This is a genomic window from Mesorhizobium sp. B2-4-17 (assembly GCF_006441275.1).
Taxonomy (GTDB): Bacteria; Pseudomonadota; Alphaproteobacteria; order Rhizobiales; family Rhizobiaceae; genus Mesorhizobium.
This window is the reverse complement of the sequence record NZ_VFUX01000056.1, coordinates 1-15,787: the sequence shown is the minus strand read 5'-3', so window position 1 is coordinate 15,787 and position 15,787 is coordinate 1. Positions and strand designations below refer to the sequence as shown.

Below are 15,787 nucleotides of genomic sequence, written 5' to 3'. Positions count from 1 at the left end.
TGTTCGATCCAACCGAATGCTGGAACTATCTCAAACAGGCAGGCTACGTTGCATGTTAATCGCCCGATGCTCTAGGTCAGGAATGAGGATGGATTGACGTCGAGACGCTGACCTGTCGCTGACGCATAGTGGGCCATCTCGAACGCCCATCCGTTCTTGGACGCCCAATCGATCAGGGCGCGGACGAGATCTGTTCGACTGGTAAAGCTACCAAGCTCCGGACCTTCGATGCCGACAAAGCCAGCACGGTATAGATGAGTTTCAGAGCGGAGGAGTTTGACGTGCCCTTCGTCCCGACCCTTCTTGACGCTGATGACTGTCATGTCGAAGGGATTAGGGCTTGAGCCGATGTAGTTGAGTTCTTTTGTTCCTAATGATGCAATTTCGGAAATGCTGAGTTCGTCCATGGTTCCTTTGGTTGCTGCCAAAACGGCAGTGGGTTTGAGTACTAAGTCTGATTGCAATTTGTATGATGAATCTACAAGCTTTAAATTTGCTTTGGATTCTCCCTATTATAGCATAAAATAACAAGAAAGTCAATAGCAAACGCAAGGTTACATAAAATATATCGGGGGTCGCTTCAACAAGCCATTGATCCCGCTGGCTATTGTACCCAGAGTGTTTTTGAGCGGTAGCAAATCAGATGATAGGACGCTCTCGCTAGTGGACAATCCGGGTAGGCTCCCTACGGTCCACAGTGGCCAAACAGGAAGGGTCAAAGGCTCACGCCACCCTTTCCCGGCCAGTCTCTTGGCGCAACCCTTGCTGCCTCACTGACCCCGTCGTCGGTCTGACACCCGCTTTCGCGTACTCACCTTTGAGGGCTTTCCGTTGGCTACTAGGGCAGGCAAAGACGACTTGCCTAACGAAGCTGGGCCTTCATGTCGCTCATGTCGGATCGACTGTGGAGCTATTCCCAGACTCAGAATTAGACGATACGAATCTGTCATTCCTTGGGCGATCGGTTCACATTTTTACATTGGGGGGAATGCAAATGGCGAATGCAATCGGGTTGATCGATCCTGAGCGGATGGCGAATATCCCTCCTCAGTTCCATGCCCACCACGAACTCTGCTTTCATATATATGACAACATTGGTGGGATGCTTGCCGAATTAGAGGGGGCGGACTACAGGCGGTATTCATTCCAGCTACAGGGCGAGCACGAGGTTGAGGCTCTAAAGAACTCACCCAATATCATGGAATTCCTCGCCAACTCGGGCCGAATGGATATCGCCCAGAAATCGACGGTGGGCGAACTCAACCTAGCGCTCTATGCCGATCTCCTGCACTTCGTGTTCGAATCCCTCCGATCTCTTGAGAAGAGCAAATTCACTGTGGCTTATGCGACCTTGCGGAAGCCTTTGCAGGAAAACCTTCTGTATGCGGCATGGCTGGTTGCCGACGAGGACGAGTTTTTTAGAAGAATGAAAGACGCTCCTGCCGACAAATTAACGAGGAGTATGTTAAGTCCAGAAGAGCATAAGGAAATATTCCGTAAAGCTATCCATAATATGAAGGAAAGTGGTGCATTTGATGAAGATGTACTTTATGACTTTATATATGACAAGAATAGTAATGCTGGGTTGGCTGTGCTTATGAACAAGGCAAATCACCTAGTTACGAGAAAAGGGATAGGCTGCGGACTGAGGAATGGAATCTAAACTTTATTTTCAAGGACCCGAGCGATACGGACGTATACGAGACTATATATCCAGTCCTGTGCTATGTATTGCAATTCACACTCATGTTGCAAATGACATCGTATTCAAGAATCAAAGAGATAAACAAGGAAGTTCAACGTCAGTTGTCGATCTCCGCAATTGGAGCCTATGAAGCACTCTTCACGCCAGGACGAGGGGAGATGCTACGGGGCCTCACCGGAGCCCTAAAGGATTATCTGCAGTGCCCCTATTGTTATGAGGCTGTAAGCGTCCGCAAAAGCGATGCTGCAAGATTCTTCATATTGGAGCAAGTGGACTGTAGACACTGCCGCCGAACGCATAAATTCCCCTTGTATTGGCTTTTGTCGAGGGGAAAGTGGGGAGAGCATGATAGGGCGGACACGAGGAGCGACCAATAAAGTCTTCTAGCTTCCTCGACCTATTTTGGTTTATGCCCTACGTGCGTCAGCGCTGACCACTATTATTCAACAGAAGGTTCTTCCGAATGAGTGTGACTTGCATGGTCTTTATCAATCGCAGCATGACGGGGACGCCATATAAGTTTGCTGCGGTGCCACGTGCCGGGGACCTACTTCAAATCGCTACAGAGGGGCGCGAATGGATGGTGACAGTCGAGAACGTCACCTTTATCGCCGATGGTGTTTACCAGCAGGGCGAAACTCCCATACAAATCAACGCTTTGACCGCTGAGCACATGAGGCGTAGTAAACCGTAAAGAAAAGGCCCAAGACGGGTGCAAGGGCCTAGTAAGTCTGTGTGACATTCCGATGGGCCGGAAACGTATGTAAATCAGATAGTTAGCTCTGGTGAGGGAAGGGCCTTTCGGTCAATCGTTGACGATGTCGATGTCCGATCCAAGAGTTTTGCCCTGACTGCCTCGTGACTGGCGTGGGAATATCTCATCAATTGGGCAAGCGTCCTGTGGCCTGAGATCGACGCGACCTCCGGGACCGTCAGACCAAGCTCAAACAGGCGAGATATCGCTTCGTGTCTGAGATCATGGAAATGAAGGTCCTCAATCCTTGGCGTCGCACGTCTGCATATCCGGGTCCAAGAGGTCTTCAGAACTTCGACATGTATCGGGAATGCTTTCGTCGTCGGAATGACATGAGGTGGCCCGATTCGGGCGAAGCCCTCAAAGGAATTCCGTTCCGTCTGGTCAGGACGTGGTTGAGCGAAAGCCAGTGTGAGACAAGCCTTTGCCTTGTTCGTCAGCGGGATCGTTCTCGAATGGCCGTTCTTCGTGAAGGGGATGACCAGCAAAGAGCGTTCGAAGTCGATGTTCCTGAGTTCTATCCCGAGGATTTCACCCTGCCGCATGGCCGTCTCTAGGGCGAACAAGATGATAGGAACGACGTAGGGATTAGGCTCACCATTCAGTTGCCTCAACTGCCGGGCTTGCGACAGCAATCGTTCTTCCTCTCCGGGACGTAGGCGTCGTTCACGTCTGACATCTATCGCAGGCAGATACAGGTCTTGGAGAGGGTTTCCGGTCGGGATATGCCATTCCGCCTTGGCCATCTTGAACATGTGATAGAGCGGGGCGAGCTCTCGTCTCAATGAGTTTGCCGTCACGGGGCGACCGGTCAGCTTCGAAACCTCCTTAAGCCTTTGGTCACGGTACTGTGCGAAGTCCTTCGTTTGGAGGTCGTTCAAACTTTTCGTAGCGATAGAGTGGCGCATGAACCTGTCGAGCAGGATGGTTTCAAATCGGCATGACCGCTTCTTGGGAAGGACTTCGTCCCGGTATCGGGTGACGAGTTCAGCCAGGGTGATGCCTTTGAGTGTCTTCCTGTCTGGTCCTAGCTCTTGTCGGTCTAGTGATCGTTCGATCTCTCTGGCCCATTCGAGGGCATCAGCCTTGACGAGAAAACTTCGTGATCTTGGTGACGATCCCTTCCGTCTGACTTGGACGTTCCACCTGCCGTTACGCTTGCGAATTGATGCCATTTTGAAAGCTCCGTGTGACCCAGTTGTGACTGGAAGCCAGATGCCCCAAGTTTGTCGTGGGAAATCAAATGCTTCGACTAGGTGACCTTATCATCCGTCATGATGACGGCACCTCGTCAGGTGTCTGGGGCATCTACACGCTGCAAAGCGCCTTCCAGCCGATCTTCGCCTTCAAGGAGGGCAAGCTGCTGGTCGTCGCCTTCGAAGGGTTGATCCGGCCGTTTCGCGATGGCGAACCGCAATCGCCGATGACCTTCTTTTCGACCTGTCCGGCCGCCGACCGGCTGCATGTCGAGGCGCTGACCAGGACGCTGCATCTGCTCAATGCCGGCGCCTGCCTGCCGCAGGAGGCTTCGATCTTCATCAATTTCGATCCGTCCGTGTTCACCGAGCGGGCGGTCGCCGACAATGCCTTGCGCGAAATGCGGCTGGTGCTGCACGAGGCCGGCATCGATCCGGGCCGGGTTGTGTGCGAGGTGACCGAGCAGCGATCGGCATCGCAGGAGACTTTGTACGAGTTCGTCGCGGCATTGCGTGGCAACGGCTTTCGCATTGCCGTCGACGACTATGGCGCCGACGATTCCGACATCAACCGCGTCAAGGAGTTGAGACCCGACATCGTCAAGTTCGACGCTCGCTGGATCACGCAACTGATGGAGTCAGGCGCCGGCTTCGCGCTTTTGACCGCTATGGTGAAAAGCTTCGAGGAGCAAGCCATCCGCACCGTGTTCGAGGGCCTCGAAGAGGGATGGCAACTGGATCTCGCCGAGAAATCTGGAGCTTCGATGGTCCAGGGCTATGTGCTGGCGCGCCCCGAACTGGCGCCGACCAGCTTCCACGCCTTCGGCAAAGCCGGGGAGGAAACCGTCTCCGCCACCGCCGGGGTGGAGCCTGCGACGGCGACGCCGCGAACAGCACGACCGGCGAAGGCCTTCGGGCGCAGGACGTCACCATGAGCCTGGAGCGGCGGCGCAATGTCGACGATGCGATCTTCGTCGACGAGGTCGGCATCGAATATGGTGTCCATGGCGATTTCCGCCTGCGCAGCGCCTACCAGCCGATCTTCGCCCCGCGCGGCCGCATCTTGCAGGCCGTGGCGGTCGAGGGCCTGGTCGAGCCGCGCCGTGCCGGCCAACCAGCGTCCGCTCAGATGTTCTTCGAGAGCGTTGCATCGCCGGACCGGCTGTTTGTCGAGACCATGTGCCGGGCGTTGCATTTGCGGAATTTTCACAACATCGGCGTCGACGGGCTCGATCTGTTCTTCAACTACAATCCGGTGGTCAACGACCATCCGGAGCGGGCGCTGGCGGAGATCCGGCTGATGAGCAGGCATCTCGACGAACTCGACCTCGCCCCTGGCATGCTGGTCTGCGAAATCACCGAGCAGGCGGCGGATGACGCGCTTCTGGCCCGGCTGGTGCGCGAAATGCGGCGCGACGGCATCCGTATCGCCATCGACGATTTCGGCACCGGCCATTCGACCGAGGAGCGGGTGAGTCTGCTCAGGCCCGATATCGTGAAGATCGATGGCGGCTGGTTCGCGGAATTCTGCCGCCACACTGCTGCCGAGCGGTTCTTCCGCCCGCTGGTGTCCAGCCTGCACGACCGTGGCGCCAAGGTTCTGGTCGAGGGCATTGAGCAACCCGTCCATCTGCGCGTCGCGCTCGAAGGCGGCGTCGACCTGGTGCAGGGTTTTCTTCTGGGCCGGCCGGCCCTGGCCGGTATCATCTTCGACGAAAAGCCGCTCGCCATCGATGCATTGCTGGGCAGGGACAACAATGTCGTGCCGCTCTTTGGCTAGGACCTTGCATCAGCGGTGCTGATGATCACGCCAAAACAAATCATTGGTTGAGGACGCCGGGGCTGCGATAATCGCGTCCGCACAAGGCAGCGCTTCGGGGACCGGCAATGATACTTTATAGCATGATCGACAGCGGCAATTGCTACAAGCCGCGCCTGCTAATGGCCAAGCTTGGCCTTCCCGTCACGACGATCGAAGTGAGTTCGCACACGGGGGAGACGCGAAAAGCCGATTTCGTCGCCAAGAATCCGAACGCCATGGTGCCGCTGCTCGAACTCGACGACGGGCGGCGGCTGGCCGAGTCCAACGCCATCCTGCTTTATCTCGCCGAAGGCACGCGCTTCCTGCCTACGGACAAATATGAGCGCGGACTCGCGTATCAGTGGCTGTTCTTCGAGCAATACAGCCACGAGCCCTATATAGCGGTGCGCAAGGCGCTGCTGACCTTTCCCGAGAGGGCTAAGGAGGCCACGCCGGAGCGGCTGTCAGTGACACTGGAGCGCGGCAACAAGGCGCTCGGCGTGATGAACGGATACCTTGAAAACAATGCCTTCTTCGCCGGCAATGCGCTCAGCGTCGCCGATATCGCGCTCTATGCCTATACGCACACGGCGGAGCAGGGCGGTTTCCAGCTCGACGCCTATCCGGCTGTGGTGGCGTGGCTTGGCCGCGTGGAGGCGGATCCAGGGCATGTACCGATTGACTGGGTGGGGTAGTCTCATGCTCATCGCCGCTTCGCCGGCTGGACGGGGCATGCCAAGAGGCTATTTCAAAAGATGGTCATAGTCCGTATGGGTGCCGATCCAGAACCAGATCACATTATCATTGTCACGGATGGCAACGGCCCGGTAACTATCGTCAACTCGCGCCGACCAATAACGTCCGACCTGTTTGAATGCAGTGAAGGATGAAAAGGATCGGCACGCAGTTTGGCAAAACGCCTGTCCGCTTTTGCTCTAATTAACGACGGCAGTTTTTCATAAGCCTCCCAGAACGATAGAGAGGCGATGTGATTCACAGTGGCCGGGTCCGGCCGGCGCGATGGTCAGCCAGCGCCGCTTCGGCAAACTTGTCCAATCGGCCCGCCTTCATGTCGGTCTCGATCTGCCTATCCCACATGTCCGCCTTAAGCGCCTCGAACCAGGCGGCAAACGCCTTCAGTTCCTCAGGGCTCAGAGCTGCGACTGATTTTTCGATTTGCTCAAGCTTGGTCATACCCGAATAGTACCACTATTGGGCTAAAAGTACCACAAGTGGGACTATCGTTCCCAGCCTCGGTGCCTGAACCCCAGACAAACAAAAAGGCGGGACAAAGCCCGCCTTCCCATGCTTGGTAGCCTGATCGGGAGCGTCCGGTCCGGGCTGGCAGCTATCTGCTGTTCCAGCTTGTCGGGTCTTTTCGCTCCGGCCCGCTTCTCGCGCGGCCGTCAGTACATCCGTGACTTGCCGCGCGCCCCGAGCTCTCGCCCGGCGCGCGCCATTCGCAAAATCAGGCTGCCTTGCTCAGAGATCCAGCGGACGACTTGCCAGTGCGGCGGTCCTGCTCGATCTCGAAGTTGATCTTCTGGCCTTCGACCAGGGTCGACAGTCCAGCGCGCTCGACAGCCGAGATGTGGACGAAAACGTCCGCGCCGCCGCTGTCAGGCTGGATGAAGCCGAAGCCCTTGGTGGCGTTGAACCACTTGACCGTTCCAGTTGCCATAAAAATAGTCCTTCACATTTGCTTTAGTTTGACCGAACCGAGATCCAGCCGGTGTGCATCGAGATTTTGGAGATAGACGTCAGCAAACGCGAAGATCGCGAGGCCCGGATCGATCGGCCGAAATATCAATGGGGCTGATATAGGATGCTTTCGCACCAAAAACAAGACTGTGTGAGAAAGCCGTGATCGGAACGCCGCCCAAAGGCCGGCCTAATCCGGTGAAACCGTTGCGGCAGGTGGCGCGCCGTCCTTGGCTTCGGATCAGGAAGAACCATGAAAACCATGTCGCTTGCCGCTTGCCTCACGCTCGTGGCCGCCGAGACGCAGGCAATCTCGCGCTACGACCCGACGCATATGAGCTGCGGCAAGGTCCAAGCGACGATCGCGCGACAAGGCGCGGTCATCCTGCGCTACCAGTCGACGCGTGTCCCAGGGCTACCGCTCTACGACCGCTATGTGCAGAGCCAGCAGTTCTGCACCATCGGCGAGGTGAGGACGCGCGCCTATGTGCAGAGCGCCGACACGAAATCCTGCCCGGTCTACAACTGCAAGCGGCCGGACAACGACCGGCATTTCCGCCGACGCTTCTTCCATAACAACTAGGCCACGACGGTTCAGAACCCGAAGGACACCTGCGCGGGCGGCGGTGGGCCGACGCGCACGCCTTCCATGGCCAGCATCTTTTCCTTGGTGACGGAGCCGCCGGGCGCCGAGAAGCCGCCGATCTTGCCGCCGGCGGCGAGGATGCGATGGCACGGGATGACAAGGGGCACCGGATTGGCGCCAAGGGCCGCACCGGTCTCGCGCGGCAGACCGGCGTGGCCGGCACGCTTGGCCAGTTCGCCATAGGTGGTGGTCTCGCCATAGCCGAGTTTGCGCGCCGCGTCATAAATGGCGAGGCGGAAGTCGTCGACACCGTCGAGATCGACCGGAACATCGGTGAAATCGACATCCTCGCCCGCGGCATAAGCCTTGATCGAGGCGATCAGGTCGACCACCCATGGCGGCTGGGCCGTGGAGGCGGAAACGCCGGCGTGGCGCATCAGCCGCCGCTCCACTGCTTCGCGGCTGCGTTCGGGCAGGCAGAGCCGGATCAGGCCCTTTTCGCTCCAGGCGATGCCCATGAAACCGATCACTGTTTCTAACACTGCGTGGCCGGCTGTGATCGAAGCTGTCGTTTCCATAATGCACTCCTTTCCGCAAAGCGGCGAAATCCGGGATTCCTGCCGGTACATATCAGGAACAATATGGCATCACCCCTCACGTCTCGCCACCCGAAAACCACCGGATGGCCCTGATTGCTACCCAGGAATCGCTGGTGTAAGGGAAATCTTAACAACCCGACAAACCGGACCCGAGCGCGGCTTGCCAGCAAAACAGATCCTTATCGCGATCGGCGTGATCGTGGCGGCGGCCGGCATGAGCGGCTGCACCTCGACCTCGCAGATGAAAGCCGCGCCGTCCCTGACCGAAACCGCGACCGTGGCAGGCAGCGATGCAGGCTTCACCATACCGCTGCCGGAGACGGTTTCGGTGCTGCCGCAACCGTCGGGTGTCGCGCCCGTTCAAACGGCCGAATTGACACCCGGCGCGGCGGCCGCGCCAGCTCTCGATCCAGCCACCCAACCCGCGGCCGCAACCGCCGCCTTTGCAGGAGCAACACCGGCGGCGCCGGCTTTACCCGCCGTGATGACGGCCAATGCCTGGCAGGCGCCGCCGCCGGCCAAAGCGGGTCAGCCAATCAAGGCGGCTCAGGCATACACGACCGCCGGGCTTATCGTGCCGGCGACCGCCAGCGCCGGCCAGAAAATGCCCGGCGTGCAGCAGGTGGCCTATATGCTGCCGCAGAACCCGGCTGCCCTGGTGCAGTTCCCGTCGGCGCCGGTTGCTCCGGAGCAAGAGGAGCATGCCACCGGCATGCGCGGCGACGTCGACCGGCTGATCATCAAATATGCCGCCCTCTACGAGGTGCCGGTCGATCTGGTGCGCCATGTCGTCAATCGCGAAAGCACCTATAACCCCAAAGCCTATAACAACGGCCATTGGGGGCTTATGCAGATCAAGCACGCGACGGCGCGCGGCATGGGTTACGACGGGCCAGCCAAGGGCCTGTTCGACGCCGAGACCAACCTGAAATACGCCGTCAAATATCTGCGCGGCGCCTGGCTGGTGGCCGGCGGCAATTCCAAGAAGGCCGATTGGCTCTACCAGACCGGCTACTATTTCGACGCCAAGCGCAAGGGTCTGCTCGAGGCGACGGGCCTTGGCGCCGACCGCAAGCGGCAGCCCGACGCCTGAGCGCGATGCCTGAACCGCGCCCGCCGGCTCCGAACGATATCCGGCTGCGCAAGATCCTCGACGAGACGCTGGTTACACCGCACTGGCCGGATGGCTTCGTCATGCGCTGTCTGAGGCACGGCGACGCGCCGGCCCTGCATGCGCTGCTGGGCGACGTGTTCGAGAACCGCGCCGACGAGCCATTCGACGACTGGTGGCCGCGCATATCAGGCGACCTCGAATTCGATCCGGATCTCTGTTTTCTCGTCATCGACGCCAAGGGCCGGCTGGCGGCGGCAGCACTATGCTGGACGAGCGCTTTCATCAAGAATCTCGCCGTTCATCCCGAGGCGCGCGGCAAAGGCATTGGCGAAGCGCTGATGTGGCAGGCCTTCGCCGCCTTTCGCGACCGCGGCGCTACCCATGTCGATCTCAAGACCAACACGGTCGAAAACGCCGCCGCCGTGCGGCTCTATGAGCGGGTCGGCATGTTCGAGGTCGACTGGGAAGGCTGAAGCGCATCGCGTTGAAATGGCGACGCGCTTCAGGGGTTCTTTGTCAAAGCCTGGGAACCCGAAAGCACGGCTTCGCATTCAGGGGCAGGGGATGGCTGACGAGCTGCCGACGCGTGGGAGGTGTCCGGCTCCAAAGGGAGACCCAACCCGCCGTGAAGCCTTTCCTCGCATTACTGGCGCTTGCGGTTGGCAGCATCCTGGCAGTCGCTCAAGCCCACGCGATCGAGCTGTCGATCGTGTCGGGAGACACCGGCAACGGCATCAAGGTGCTTCGCGAGATCCTCGACCGTTACGAGAAAGAGAGCGGTAACAAGGTTTCCATCGTCGTCCTGCCGCCGTCGACGACGGACCAGTTCGGCTTGTACAGGCTGTGGCTTGCCGCCGGCAACAGCGATATCGACGTCTACCAGACCGACGTCATCTGGGCGCCGCAGCTGGCCAGCCAGCTTGTCGATCTCACCGAAGCGACTAGGGATGTGGTCGGCGCCCATTTCCCGTCGATCATCCAGTCGCAGACCGTCAACGGCAGGCTGGTCGCGCTGCCAATCTTCACCGATGCGCCGGCGCTCTATTACCGCAAGGACCTGCTCGACAAATACGGGGCCAAGGTGCCTGCCACGTGGAAGGAGCTGGCCGAGACCGCCAGGCTGGTCATGGACAAGGAGCGGGCGGCCGGCAACAAGGATATCTGGGGTTTCGTCTTCCAGGGCAACGCCTATGAGGGGCTGACCTGCAATGCGCTCGAATGGGTGATGTCCAGTGGCGGCGGCCGGATCGTCGAGCCGGACGGCACCATATCGGTCAACAACCCTAAAGCGGCGCCGGCGCTCGATATGGTCAGGGGGTGGATCGGAACCATCTCGCCGCCCGGCGTGCTCGCCTATCAGGAAGAGGAATCGCGCGGCGTCTGGCAGACCGGCAATGCCGTCTTCATGCGCAACTGGCCCTATGCCTATGCGCTCGGCAACAGCGACAACTCGCCGATCAAGGGCAAGTTCGACGTGGCGCCTTTGCCGGCAGGCACTGGCGAGGGCGCCCGGCCGGTCGCGACGCTGGGCGGCTGGAATCTCGCGGTCTCCAAATATTCGAAGCATCCGGACACGGCGATCGGACTGGTCAAGTTCATCGCTTCGCCCCAAATGCAGAAATACCGGACTCTGAAGACGTCCAACCTGCCGACCATCCAGGCGCTCTATGACGATGCCGACATTGCCAGGCAGCAGCCGATCGTACCGCGCTGGAAGCAGATTTTTCTCAACGCCGTGCCGCGTCCTTCCGCGACTGTCAAGATCAAGTACAACGAGGCATCGAGCCAGTTCTGGACGGCCGTGCACAACACGCTTTCCGGCGAAGGCAGCGGCGCCGACAATCTGGCCGACCTCGAAGCGAGGCTGACCAAGCTGAAAGGCAAAGGCTGGTGAGCGTTGCGCCTGTCAGGCATTCGCGGCTGATGGCGCAGCGCGTGCGCTCGGCATGGCTGTTCCTGGCGCCGATGCTGCTGGTGCTGGCCGCCGTTGCCGGCTGGCCGCTCATCCGCACTGTCTATTTCAGTTTCACCGACGCCTCGCTGGCGGACCTCGACGCCCGCCAGTTCGTCGGCTTCGACAATTATCTCTCGGTGCTGCGCCTGCCGAGCGGCCGGGTGATTTATGACGGGCTGCTCGTCGATCCGGTCTGGTGGAGCGCGGTCTGGAACACCGTGCGCTTCGCGGCGATTTCTGTGACTTGCGAGACGGTCCTCGGCACGATCGTGGCGCTGGTGCTCAACGCCAGCTTTCCTGGCCGCGGCATCGTCAGGGCGGCGATCCTCATCCCCTGGGCGATCCCGACGATCGTCTCGGCCAAGATGTGGCAGTGGATGCTCAACGACCAGTTCGGCATCATCAATGTCGTGCTGGTCGATCTCGGCCTGATCAGCCACAAGATCGCCTGGACCGCCAGCCCCGACACCGCGATGACGGCCGTACTCATCGTCGACATCTGGAAGACGACGCCGTTCATGGCGCTGCTCATCCTTGCCGCGCTGCAGATGCTGCCGGGCGAGATCATCGAAGTCGCCAGGCTCGACGGGGCAAACCCGTGGCAGATTTTCTGGCGGGTGACCTTGCCGCTCATCCGCCCCGCGGTGATGGTGGCGGTGATTTTTCGCGGGCTCGACGCGCTGCGCATTTTCGACCTGATCTATGTGCTGACGCCCAACAATGTGAACACCAAGTCGATGTCGGTGTTCACACGGGAGAACCTGTTCGAGTTCGACAAATTCGCCTACGGCTCGGCCGCCTCGACCCTGTTCTTCCTGATCCTCGCCCTGCTCACGATCGCCTATATCCGGATCGGCCGGATCAGCTTGGAAGGAGGCCGCTGAGATGTGGATCGTGCGGCGCGCGGCCTTCTACCTGCTGGTCTTGGTGATCGTCTTCGTCGCGGTGTTTCCGTTCTACTACGCCATCGTCACCAGCCTGAAATCCGGAACCGAGCTCTTCGAGCCCGGCCTTTGGCCGAAGACCTTCAGCCTCGGCAATTACCGCAACGTGCTGACCGAAGGCGCCTTCGTGCGCAATCTCGTGAACTCGCTGGTCGTCTCCGGGGCGGTCGTTGCGCTGTCGCTGCTGCTCGGCGTCACCGCCGCCTACGCGCTGGCGCGCATCCGCTTCCGTGGCCGCTCGGCCCTGCTGCTTGCGATCCTGTCGGTCTCGATGTTCCCGCAGGTGGCGGTGCTTGCCGGGCTGTTCGAGATTGTCCGCATGTTCGGCCTCTACAACTCGCTGTTCGCACTGATCTTCTCCTACATGATCTTCACCTTGCCGTTCACCGTCTGGGTGCTCACCACTTTCGTGCGCGACCTGCCGGTCGAGGTCGAGGAAGCGGCGATCCTCGATGGCGCGACACCGTGGATCATCGTCACGCGCATCTTCCTGCCGCTGATGGGACCGGCGCTGGCGACCACCGGGCTGCTCGCCTTCATCGGCGCCTGGAACGAGTTCCTCTTTGCGCTGACCTTCACTTCCAACAATGCGCAAAGAACCGTGCCGGTGGCGATCGCGCTGCTGTCGGGCAATTCGCAGTTCGAAATCCCGTGGGGCAACATCATGGCCGCATCGGTGATCGTCACCGTGCCGCTAGTCGTGCTGGTGCTGATCTTCCAGCGCAAGATCGTCTCCGGCCTCACCGCCGGCGGGGTCAAGGGGTGAGGAGCGGTCGAAAAAATGTAGGAACCGGTCGCTGCACCCCGTCCTTGGGTCGTAGAGCCCCCTTGCCGGGACGCCGGCGCGACGATCTGAAGGAGCCGATCATGATCACCTTTCCCAATGAATCCGCCAGATACCGCACCGCCCGCGAAAAACTCTTGAGGAAGGAAATCGAGCTGCGCCGCGCCATGGAAGCCGTGGCCGAGGCGCGGCGCGCGCTGCCGCCGGGCGGTCTGGTGCCACGGAACTATGTGTTCGACGGGCTGGATATCGCCGGCAAGCCCACGCGGGTGAAACTGTCGGAGCTGTTCGCGCCCGGCAAGGACACGCTGATCCTCTATCAGATGATGTTTCCGCGTCATCCCCAGGAAACGCGTGACGTGGCCGTGAGCGGCGAGACGGCGAAATTGCCAAGGCAGGACCAGCCGTGCCCCTCCTGCACGGCGCTGCTCGACCAGTTCGACGGCGCCGTTCGCCATCTCGAAGCGGCCGGCTTCAACTTTGTCGTGGTGGCCAAGACCGCGCTGAGAAATCTGACGGCGCTTGGCCGCGACCGCGGCTGGAAGAATATGCGGCTGGTTTCGTCGGCCGGCAACAGTTTCAAGCGCGACTACAATGCCGAGGATGCGGATGGCGCGCAGATCCCGCTGCTGTCGGTGTTCCATCGCGACGGTGACGGCATCCGCCATTCCTGGTCGTCGGAGCTCGGCTTCGCGCCGCCGGAACCCGGCCAGGACCCGCGCGCCATCGGCACCTGCGAGATCCTGTGGAACCTGATGGATTTTACTCCGGAAGGCCGGCCGGACTGGCACGAGCAACTGCAATATGGCGAGGCGTGCTGCCACTGAGGGGAGAGAGAACGCGCAACCTCGGCGCGTCTGCGGCGTTGGACAGTCAGAAGGATCATTCCGAGCGGAGATTTCAGATGAAAACGCTTCTGACTGTGGCAGCCGCGGCCCTGCTTGCCAGCGCGCCGGCCGTGCTTGCCCAAACGAACGGCACCAAATCGAACACGGTCGCGCCTGTGATGGCCGACAGCAAGGTCGACACCCAAACCTTCGTCACGACGGTGCCCAGTGCCAATGAGTTCGAAATCCAGTCGAGCAAGCTCGCCGAGGAAAAATCGTCGTCGAAAGACGTCAAGGCTTTCGCCAGCCGGATGATCAAGGATCACACCAAGGCCGGCAAGGACTTCAAGGCGGCGCTGAACAAGGGCCAGACCACCGCCTCGGTCACGCCCGCCGGGCCTGCCTTGCAGCCGAAGGAGCAGCAGATGCTCGACGAGCTGAAAGGCGCCAGCGGCAAGGCGTTCGACCAGAAATATATCCAGATGCAGACCGATGCGCACAGGGATGCGGTCGCGATGTTCAGCACCTATGCGCAATCGGGCGACGACCCGGCGATGAAGGAATTCGCCAAGAAGACGCTGCCGGTGCTGAAGATGCACGAGAAGCACGTGAAGGAACTGGGCGCCGCGCATCAGGGGTGAGGGCGTCGGGATTGATCACCCGCCTGTCGCCTCGTCATCCACGGGCGCAGCGAGGAGCGTAGCGACGCAGCGCAGACCCGAGGATCCATGCCGTGACTTCAGAGTGATGCCACGGTGCAGAATTTGCATCGCTGCACCCTCGGCTGATGTCACGGCATGGATCCCAGGGTCTCCGCGACGGAGCTTCGCTCCTGCTTCGCCCTGGGATGACGAAGCTGGGAGGCTGTCGCCAATCGCCAATGTTGCAGTGTTGCGAAGGGCGCCGCCGCTGAAGCTGCCAATCTCCCCACCTGTGGGGGAGATGTCCGGCAGGACAGAGGGGGGCGCCGTAGAGCGCTACGTCGGATACCGGTCGCCTTGGCGAACCGGGTGCAGCATGGTGGCCCTGTGCCTCCGCCCGCCATGAACTAGACTGCCGCCTCCACTCGGGAGCGCCCCATTGCCCAGGATCAACCTGTCAGCCGTGCCCATCCGCAAGGGTTCCGGCTATCCCGCACCGTTCGACCAACCCTGCGCCGAGCGCACGCGCCGCCGCCTCGGCGAGGCCGGCGGGCTCACCGATTTCGGCGTCAACCTGATGACCTTGCCGCCCGGCGGCTGGTCGAGCCAGCGCCATTGGCACAGCCATGAGGACGAATTCGTCTATGTGCTGGACGGCGAATTGACGCTGGTCGAGGATGGTGGCGAGACGGTGCTGAGGGCAGGGGACTGCGCGACCTTCGCCAAAAACAGCGGCAACGGCCACCACATGATCAACCGGTCGTCGGCCACGGCGCTCTACCTGGAGGTCGGCTCGCGCTCTCAGGACGATGTCATCACCTGTTCCGACATCGACATGATGAGCCCCAGCTCCGACGGCCGGTTTCTGCACAAGGATGGCACGCCCTATCCGGGGCAGGGGTGAGGCGGCGCGGACCTTTCCTTCTCCCCTTGTGGGAGACGGTGGCTCGGCGCGCAGCGCCGAGTCGGATGAGGGGTGTTCCAGCGGAATGAGACGCTGATCGGCTGATAATCAGCTACGGCCACCACGGCTGGACAAGCGGCGTCGCGGGGCTGGAGCACCCCGTCTTGCCGCTTCGCGGCAATCCACCTTCCCCCATAGGTGGCTAGCGTGCGCACACATCTGCTTCGGAGGGGTGTCAAGGGACGTATTGGCCGGGCGGCAGATGGGGCTTGAAGGG

At 60.4% G+C, this 15,787-nt stretch carries 18 protein-coding genes and 1 pseudogene; 13 read left to right on the top strand and 6 right to left on the bottom strand.

Annotated features, from left to right (window positions below):
- Window positions 1-71: 71 nt before the first annotated feature.
- Window positions 72-407, bottom strand: a complete 336-nt coding sequence (locus FJ548_RS28980) for a hypothetical protein (RefSeq protein WP_140779686.1) — start codon at window positions 405-407, stop codon at window positions 72-74.
- A 587-nt stretch (window positions 408-994) separates the two neighbouring features.
- Between FJ548_RS28980 and FJ548_RS28975 the strand changes: the two genes are divergently transcribed.
- Window positions 995-1,663, top strand: a complete 669-nt coding sequence (locus FJ548_RS28975; RefSeq protein WP_140779685.1) for a hypothetical protein — start codon at window positions 995-997, stop codon at window positions 1,661-1,663.
- Window positions 1,664-2,473: 810 nt separating this feature from the next.
- On the opposite strand, the gene FJ548_RS28970 is transcribed toward FJ548_RS28975, so the two are convergent.
- On the bottom strand, window positions 2,474-3,634 hold the full coding sequence (locus FJ548_RS28970; RefSeq protein ID WP_140779684.1) for a site-specific integrase: 1,161 nt from the start codon (window positions 3,632-3,634) through the stop codon (window positions 2,474-2,476).
- Window positions 3,635-3,702: 68 nt separating this feature from the next.
- Here FJ548_RS28970 and FJ548_RS28965 point away from each other — a divergent pair, with 68 nt between their 5' ends.
- From FJ548_RS28965 to FJ548_RS28955, 3 genes are all read left to right on the top strand, one after another.
- Window positions 3,703-4,590: an EAL domain-containing protein gene (locus FJ548_RS28965; protein WP_140779683.1), complete on the top strand. Its 888-nt coding sequence runs from the start codon at window positions 3,703-3,705 to the stop codon at window positions 4,588-4,590.
- Window positions 4,587-5,435 (top strand): EAL domain-containing protein, encoded by an 849-nt coding sequence (locus tag FJ548_RS28960; protein WP_140779682.1) that lies wholly within the window; start codon window positions 4,587-4,589, stop codon window positions 5,433-5,435. Before FJ548_RS28965 ends, FJ548_RS28960 begins: the two co-directional genes overlap by 4 nt.
- Before the next feature lie 107 nt (window positions 5,436-5,542).
- Window positions 5,543-6,151, top strand: coding sequence for a glutathione S-transferase family protein (locus tag FJ548_RS28955; RefSeq protein WP_140779681.1), 609 nt, complete (start codon window positions 5,543-5,545; stop codon window positions 6,149-6,151).
- Between the two features lie 48 nt (window positions 6,152-6,199).
- On the opposite strand, the pseudogene FJ548_RS30615 reads toward FJ548_RS28955, so the two are convergent.
- The 3 genes and pseudogenes from FJ548_RS30615 to FJ548_RS28940 all read right to left on the bottom strand — a co-directional run bounded on the left by FJ548_RS30615 (window position 6,200) and on the right by FJ548_RS28940 (window position 7,137).
- Window positions 6,200-6,453, bottom strand: a pseudogene (locus FJ548_RS30615) (hypothetical protein).
- Window positions 6,450-6,650 (bottom strand): hypothetical protein, encoded by a 201-nt coding sequence (locus FJ548_RS28945; RefSeq protein WP_140779680.1) that lies wholly within the window; start codon window positions 6,648-6,650, stop codon window positions 6,450-6,452. The pseudogene FJ548_RS30615 and the gene FJ548_RS28945 overlap by 4 nt, the downstream one beginning before the upstream one ends.
- A gap of 274 nt (window positions 6,651-6,924) precedes the next feature.
- The gene (locus tag FJ548_RS28940) at window positions 6,925-7,137 is read right to left on the bottom strand and encodes a cold-shock protein (protein ID WP_015316174.1); all 213 of its coding nucleotides are present in this window, start codon (window positions 7,135-7,137) and stop codon (window positions 6,925-6,927) included.
- Between the two features lie 273 nt (window positions 7,138-7,410).
- On the opposite strand from FJ548_RS28940, the gene FJ548_RS28935 reads away from it, so the two are divergent.
- Window positions 7,411-7,740, top strand: coding sequence for a hypothetical protein (locus FJ548_RS28935; protein ID WP_140779679.1), 330 nt, complete (start codon window positions 7,411-7,413; stop codon window positions 7,738-7,740).
- Window positions 7,741-7,751: 11 nt separating this feature from the next.
- Here FJ548_RS28935 and FJ548_RS28930 read toward each other — a convergent pair whose 3' ends face one another.
- Entirely contained in the window at window positions 7,752-8,321 is a 570-nt protein-coding gene (locus FJ548_RS28930) for a methylated-DNA--[protein]-cysteine S-methyltransferase (protein ID WP_140779678.1), read from the bottom strand.
- 181 nt (window positions 8,322-8,502) lie between these two features.
- On the opposite strand from FJ548_RS28930, the gene FJ548_RS28925 reads away from it, so the two are divergent.
- The 8 genes from FJ548_RS28925 to FJ548_RS28885 all read left to right on the top strand — a co-directional run bounded on the left by FJ548_RS28925 (window position 8,503) and on the right by FJ548_RS28885 (window position 15,510).
- A complete protein-coding gene (locus FJ548_RS28925) occupies window positions 8,503-9,435 on the top strand; it encodes a lytic transglycosylase domain-containing protein (RefSeq protein WP_140779677.1) in 933 nt (310 codons plus the stop codon).
- Window positions 9,436-9,440: 5 nt separating this feature from the next.
- Entirely contained in the window at window positions 9,441-9,929 is a 489-nt protein-coding gene (locus FJ548_RS28920) for a GNAT family N-acetyltransferase (protein ID WP_140692297.1), read from the top strand.
- 152 nt (window positions 9,930-10,081) lie between these two features.
- On the top strand, window positions 10,082-11,350 hold the full coding sequence (locus FJ548_RS28915) for an ABC transporter substrate-binding protein (RefSeq protein ID WP_140779676.1): 1,269 nt from the start codon (window positions 10,082-10,084) through the stop codon (window positions 11,348-11,350).
- A gap of 29 nt (window positions 11,351-11,379) precedes the next feature.
- Window positions 11,380-12,294, top strand: a complete 915-nt coding sequence (locus FJ548_RS28910; protein WP_140692488.1) for a sugar ABC transporter permease — start codon at window positions 11,380-11,382, stop codon at window positions 12,292-12,294.
- Between the two features lies 1 nt (window position 12,295).
- Window positions 12,296-13,120, top strand: coding sequence for a carbohydrate ABC transporter permease (locus tag FJ548_RS28905; RefSeq protein ID WP_140692302.1), 825 nt, complete (start codon window positions 12,296-12,298; stop codon window positions 13,118-13,120).
- A gap of 101 nt (window positions 13,121-13,221) precedes the next feature.
- Window positions 13,222-13,965, top strand: coding sequence for a DUF899 family protein (locus FJ548_RS28900; RefSeq protein WP_181168942.1), 744 nt, complete (start codon window positions 13,222-13,224; stop codon window positions 13,963-13,965).
- A 77-nt stretch (window positions 13,966-14,042) separates the two neighbouring features.
- A complete protein-coding gene (locus FJ548_RS28895) occupies window positions 14,043-14,606 on the top strand; it encodes a DUF4142 domain-containing protein (RefSeq protein WP_140692306.1) in 564 nt (187 codons plus the stop codon).
- A 439-nt stretch (window positions 14,607-15,045) separates the two neighbouring features.
- Window positions 15,046-15,510 (top strand): cupin domain-containing protein, encoded by a 465-nt coding sequence (locus FJ548_RS28885; RefSeq protein WP_140692309.1) that lies wholly within the window; start codon window positions 15,046-15,048, stop codon window positions 15,508-15,510.
- Window positions 15,511-15,787 lie beyond the last annotated feature (277 nt).

Bases quoted from the DNA above. Each gene is read 5' to 3' on its own strand.
- FJ548_RS28975 (WP_140779685.1), top strand. From the start codon at position 995: ATGGCGAATGCAATCGGGTTGATCGATCCTGAGCGGATGGCGAATATC.
- FJ548_RS28980 (WP_140779686.1), bottom strand. From the start codon at position 407: ATGGACGAACTCAGCATTTCCGAAATTGCATCATTAGGAACAAAAGAA.
- FJ548_RS28895 (WP_140692306.1), top strand. From the start codon at position 14,043: ATGAAAACGCTTCTGACTGTGGCAGCCGCGGCCCTGCTTGCCAGCGCG.
- FJ548_RS28945 (WP_140779680.1), bottom strand. From the start codon at position 6,650: ATGACCAAGCTTGAGCAAATCGAAAAATCAGTCGCAGCTCTGAGCCCT.
- FJ548_RS28905 (WP_140692302.1), top strand. From the start codon at position 12,296: ATGTGGATCGTGCGGCGCGCGGCCTTCTACCTGCTGGTCTTGGTGATC.
- FJ548_RS28930 (WP_140779678.1), bottom strand. From the start codon at position 8,321: ATGGAAACGACAGCTTCGATCACAGCCGGCCACGCAGTGTTAGAAACA.
- FJ548_RS28960 (WP_140779682.1), top strand. From the start codon at position 4,587: ATGAGCCTGGAGCGGCGGCGCAATGTCGACGATGCGATCTTCGTCGAC.
- FJ548_RS28940 (WP_015316174.1), bottom strand. From the start codon at position 7,137: ATGGCAACTGGAACGGTCAAGTGGTTCAACGCCACCAAGGGCTTCGGC.
- FJ548_RS28970 (WP_140779684.1), bottom strand. From the start codon at position 3,634: ATGGCATCAATTCGCAAGCGTAACGGCAGGTGGAACGTCCAAGTCAGA.
- FJ548_RS28920 (WP_140692297.1), top strand. From the start codon at position 9,441: ATGCCTGAACCGCGCCCGCCGGCTCCGAACGATATCCGGCTGCGCAAG.
- FJ548_RS28965 (WP_140779683.1), top strand. From the start codon at position 3,703: ATGCTTCGACTAGGTGACCTTATCATCCGTCATGATGACGGCACCTCG.
- FJ548_RS28955 (WP_140779681.1), top strand. From the start codon at position 5,543: ATGATACTTTATAGCATGATCGACAGCGGCAATTGCTACAAGCCGCGC.
- FJ548_RS28935 (WP_140779679.1), top strand. From the start codon at position 7,411: ATGAAAACCATGTCGCTTGCCGCTTGCCTCACGCTCGTGGCCGCCGAG.
- FJ548_RS28900 (WP_181168942.1), top strand. From the start codon at position 13,222: ATGATCACCTTTCCCAATGAATCCGCCAGATACCGCACCGCCCGCGAA.
- FJ548_RS28910 (WP_140692488.1), top strand. From the start codon at position 11,380: ATGGCGCAGCGCGTGCGCTCGGCATGGCTGTTCCTGGCGCCGATGCTG.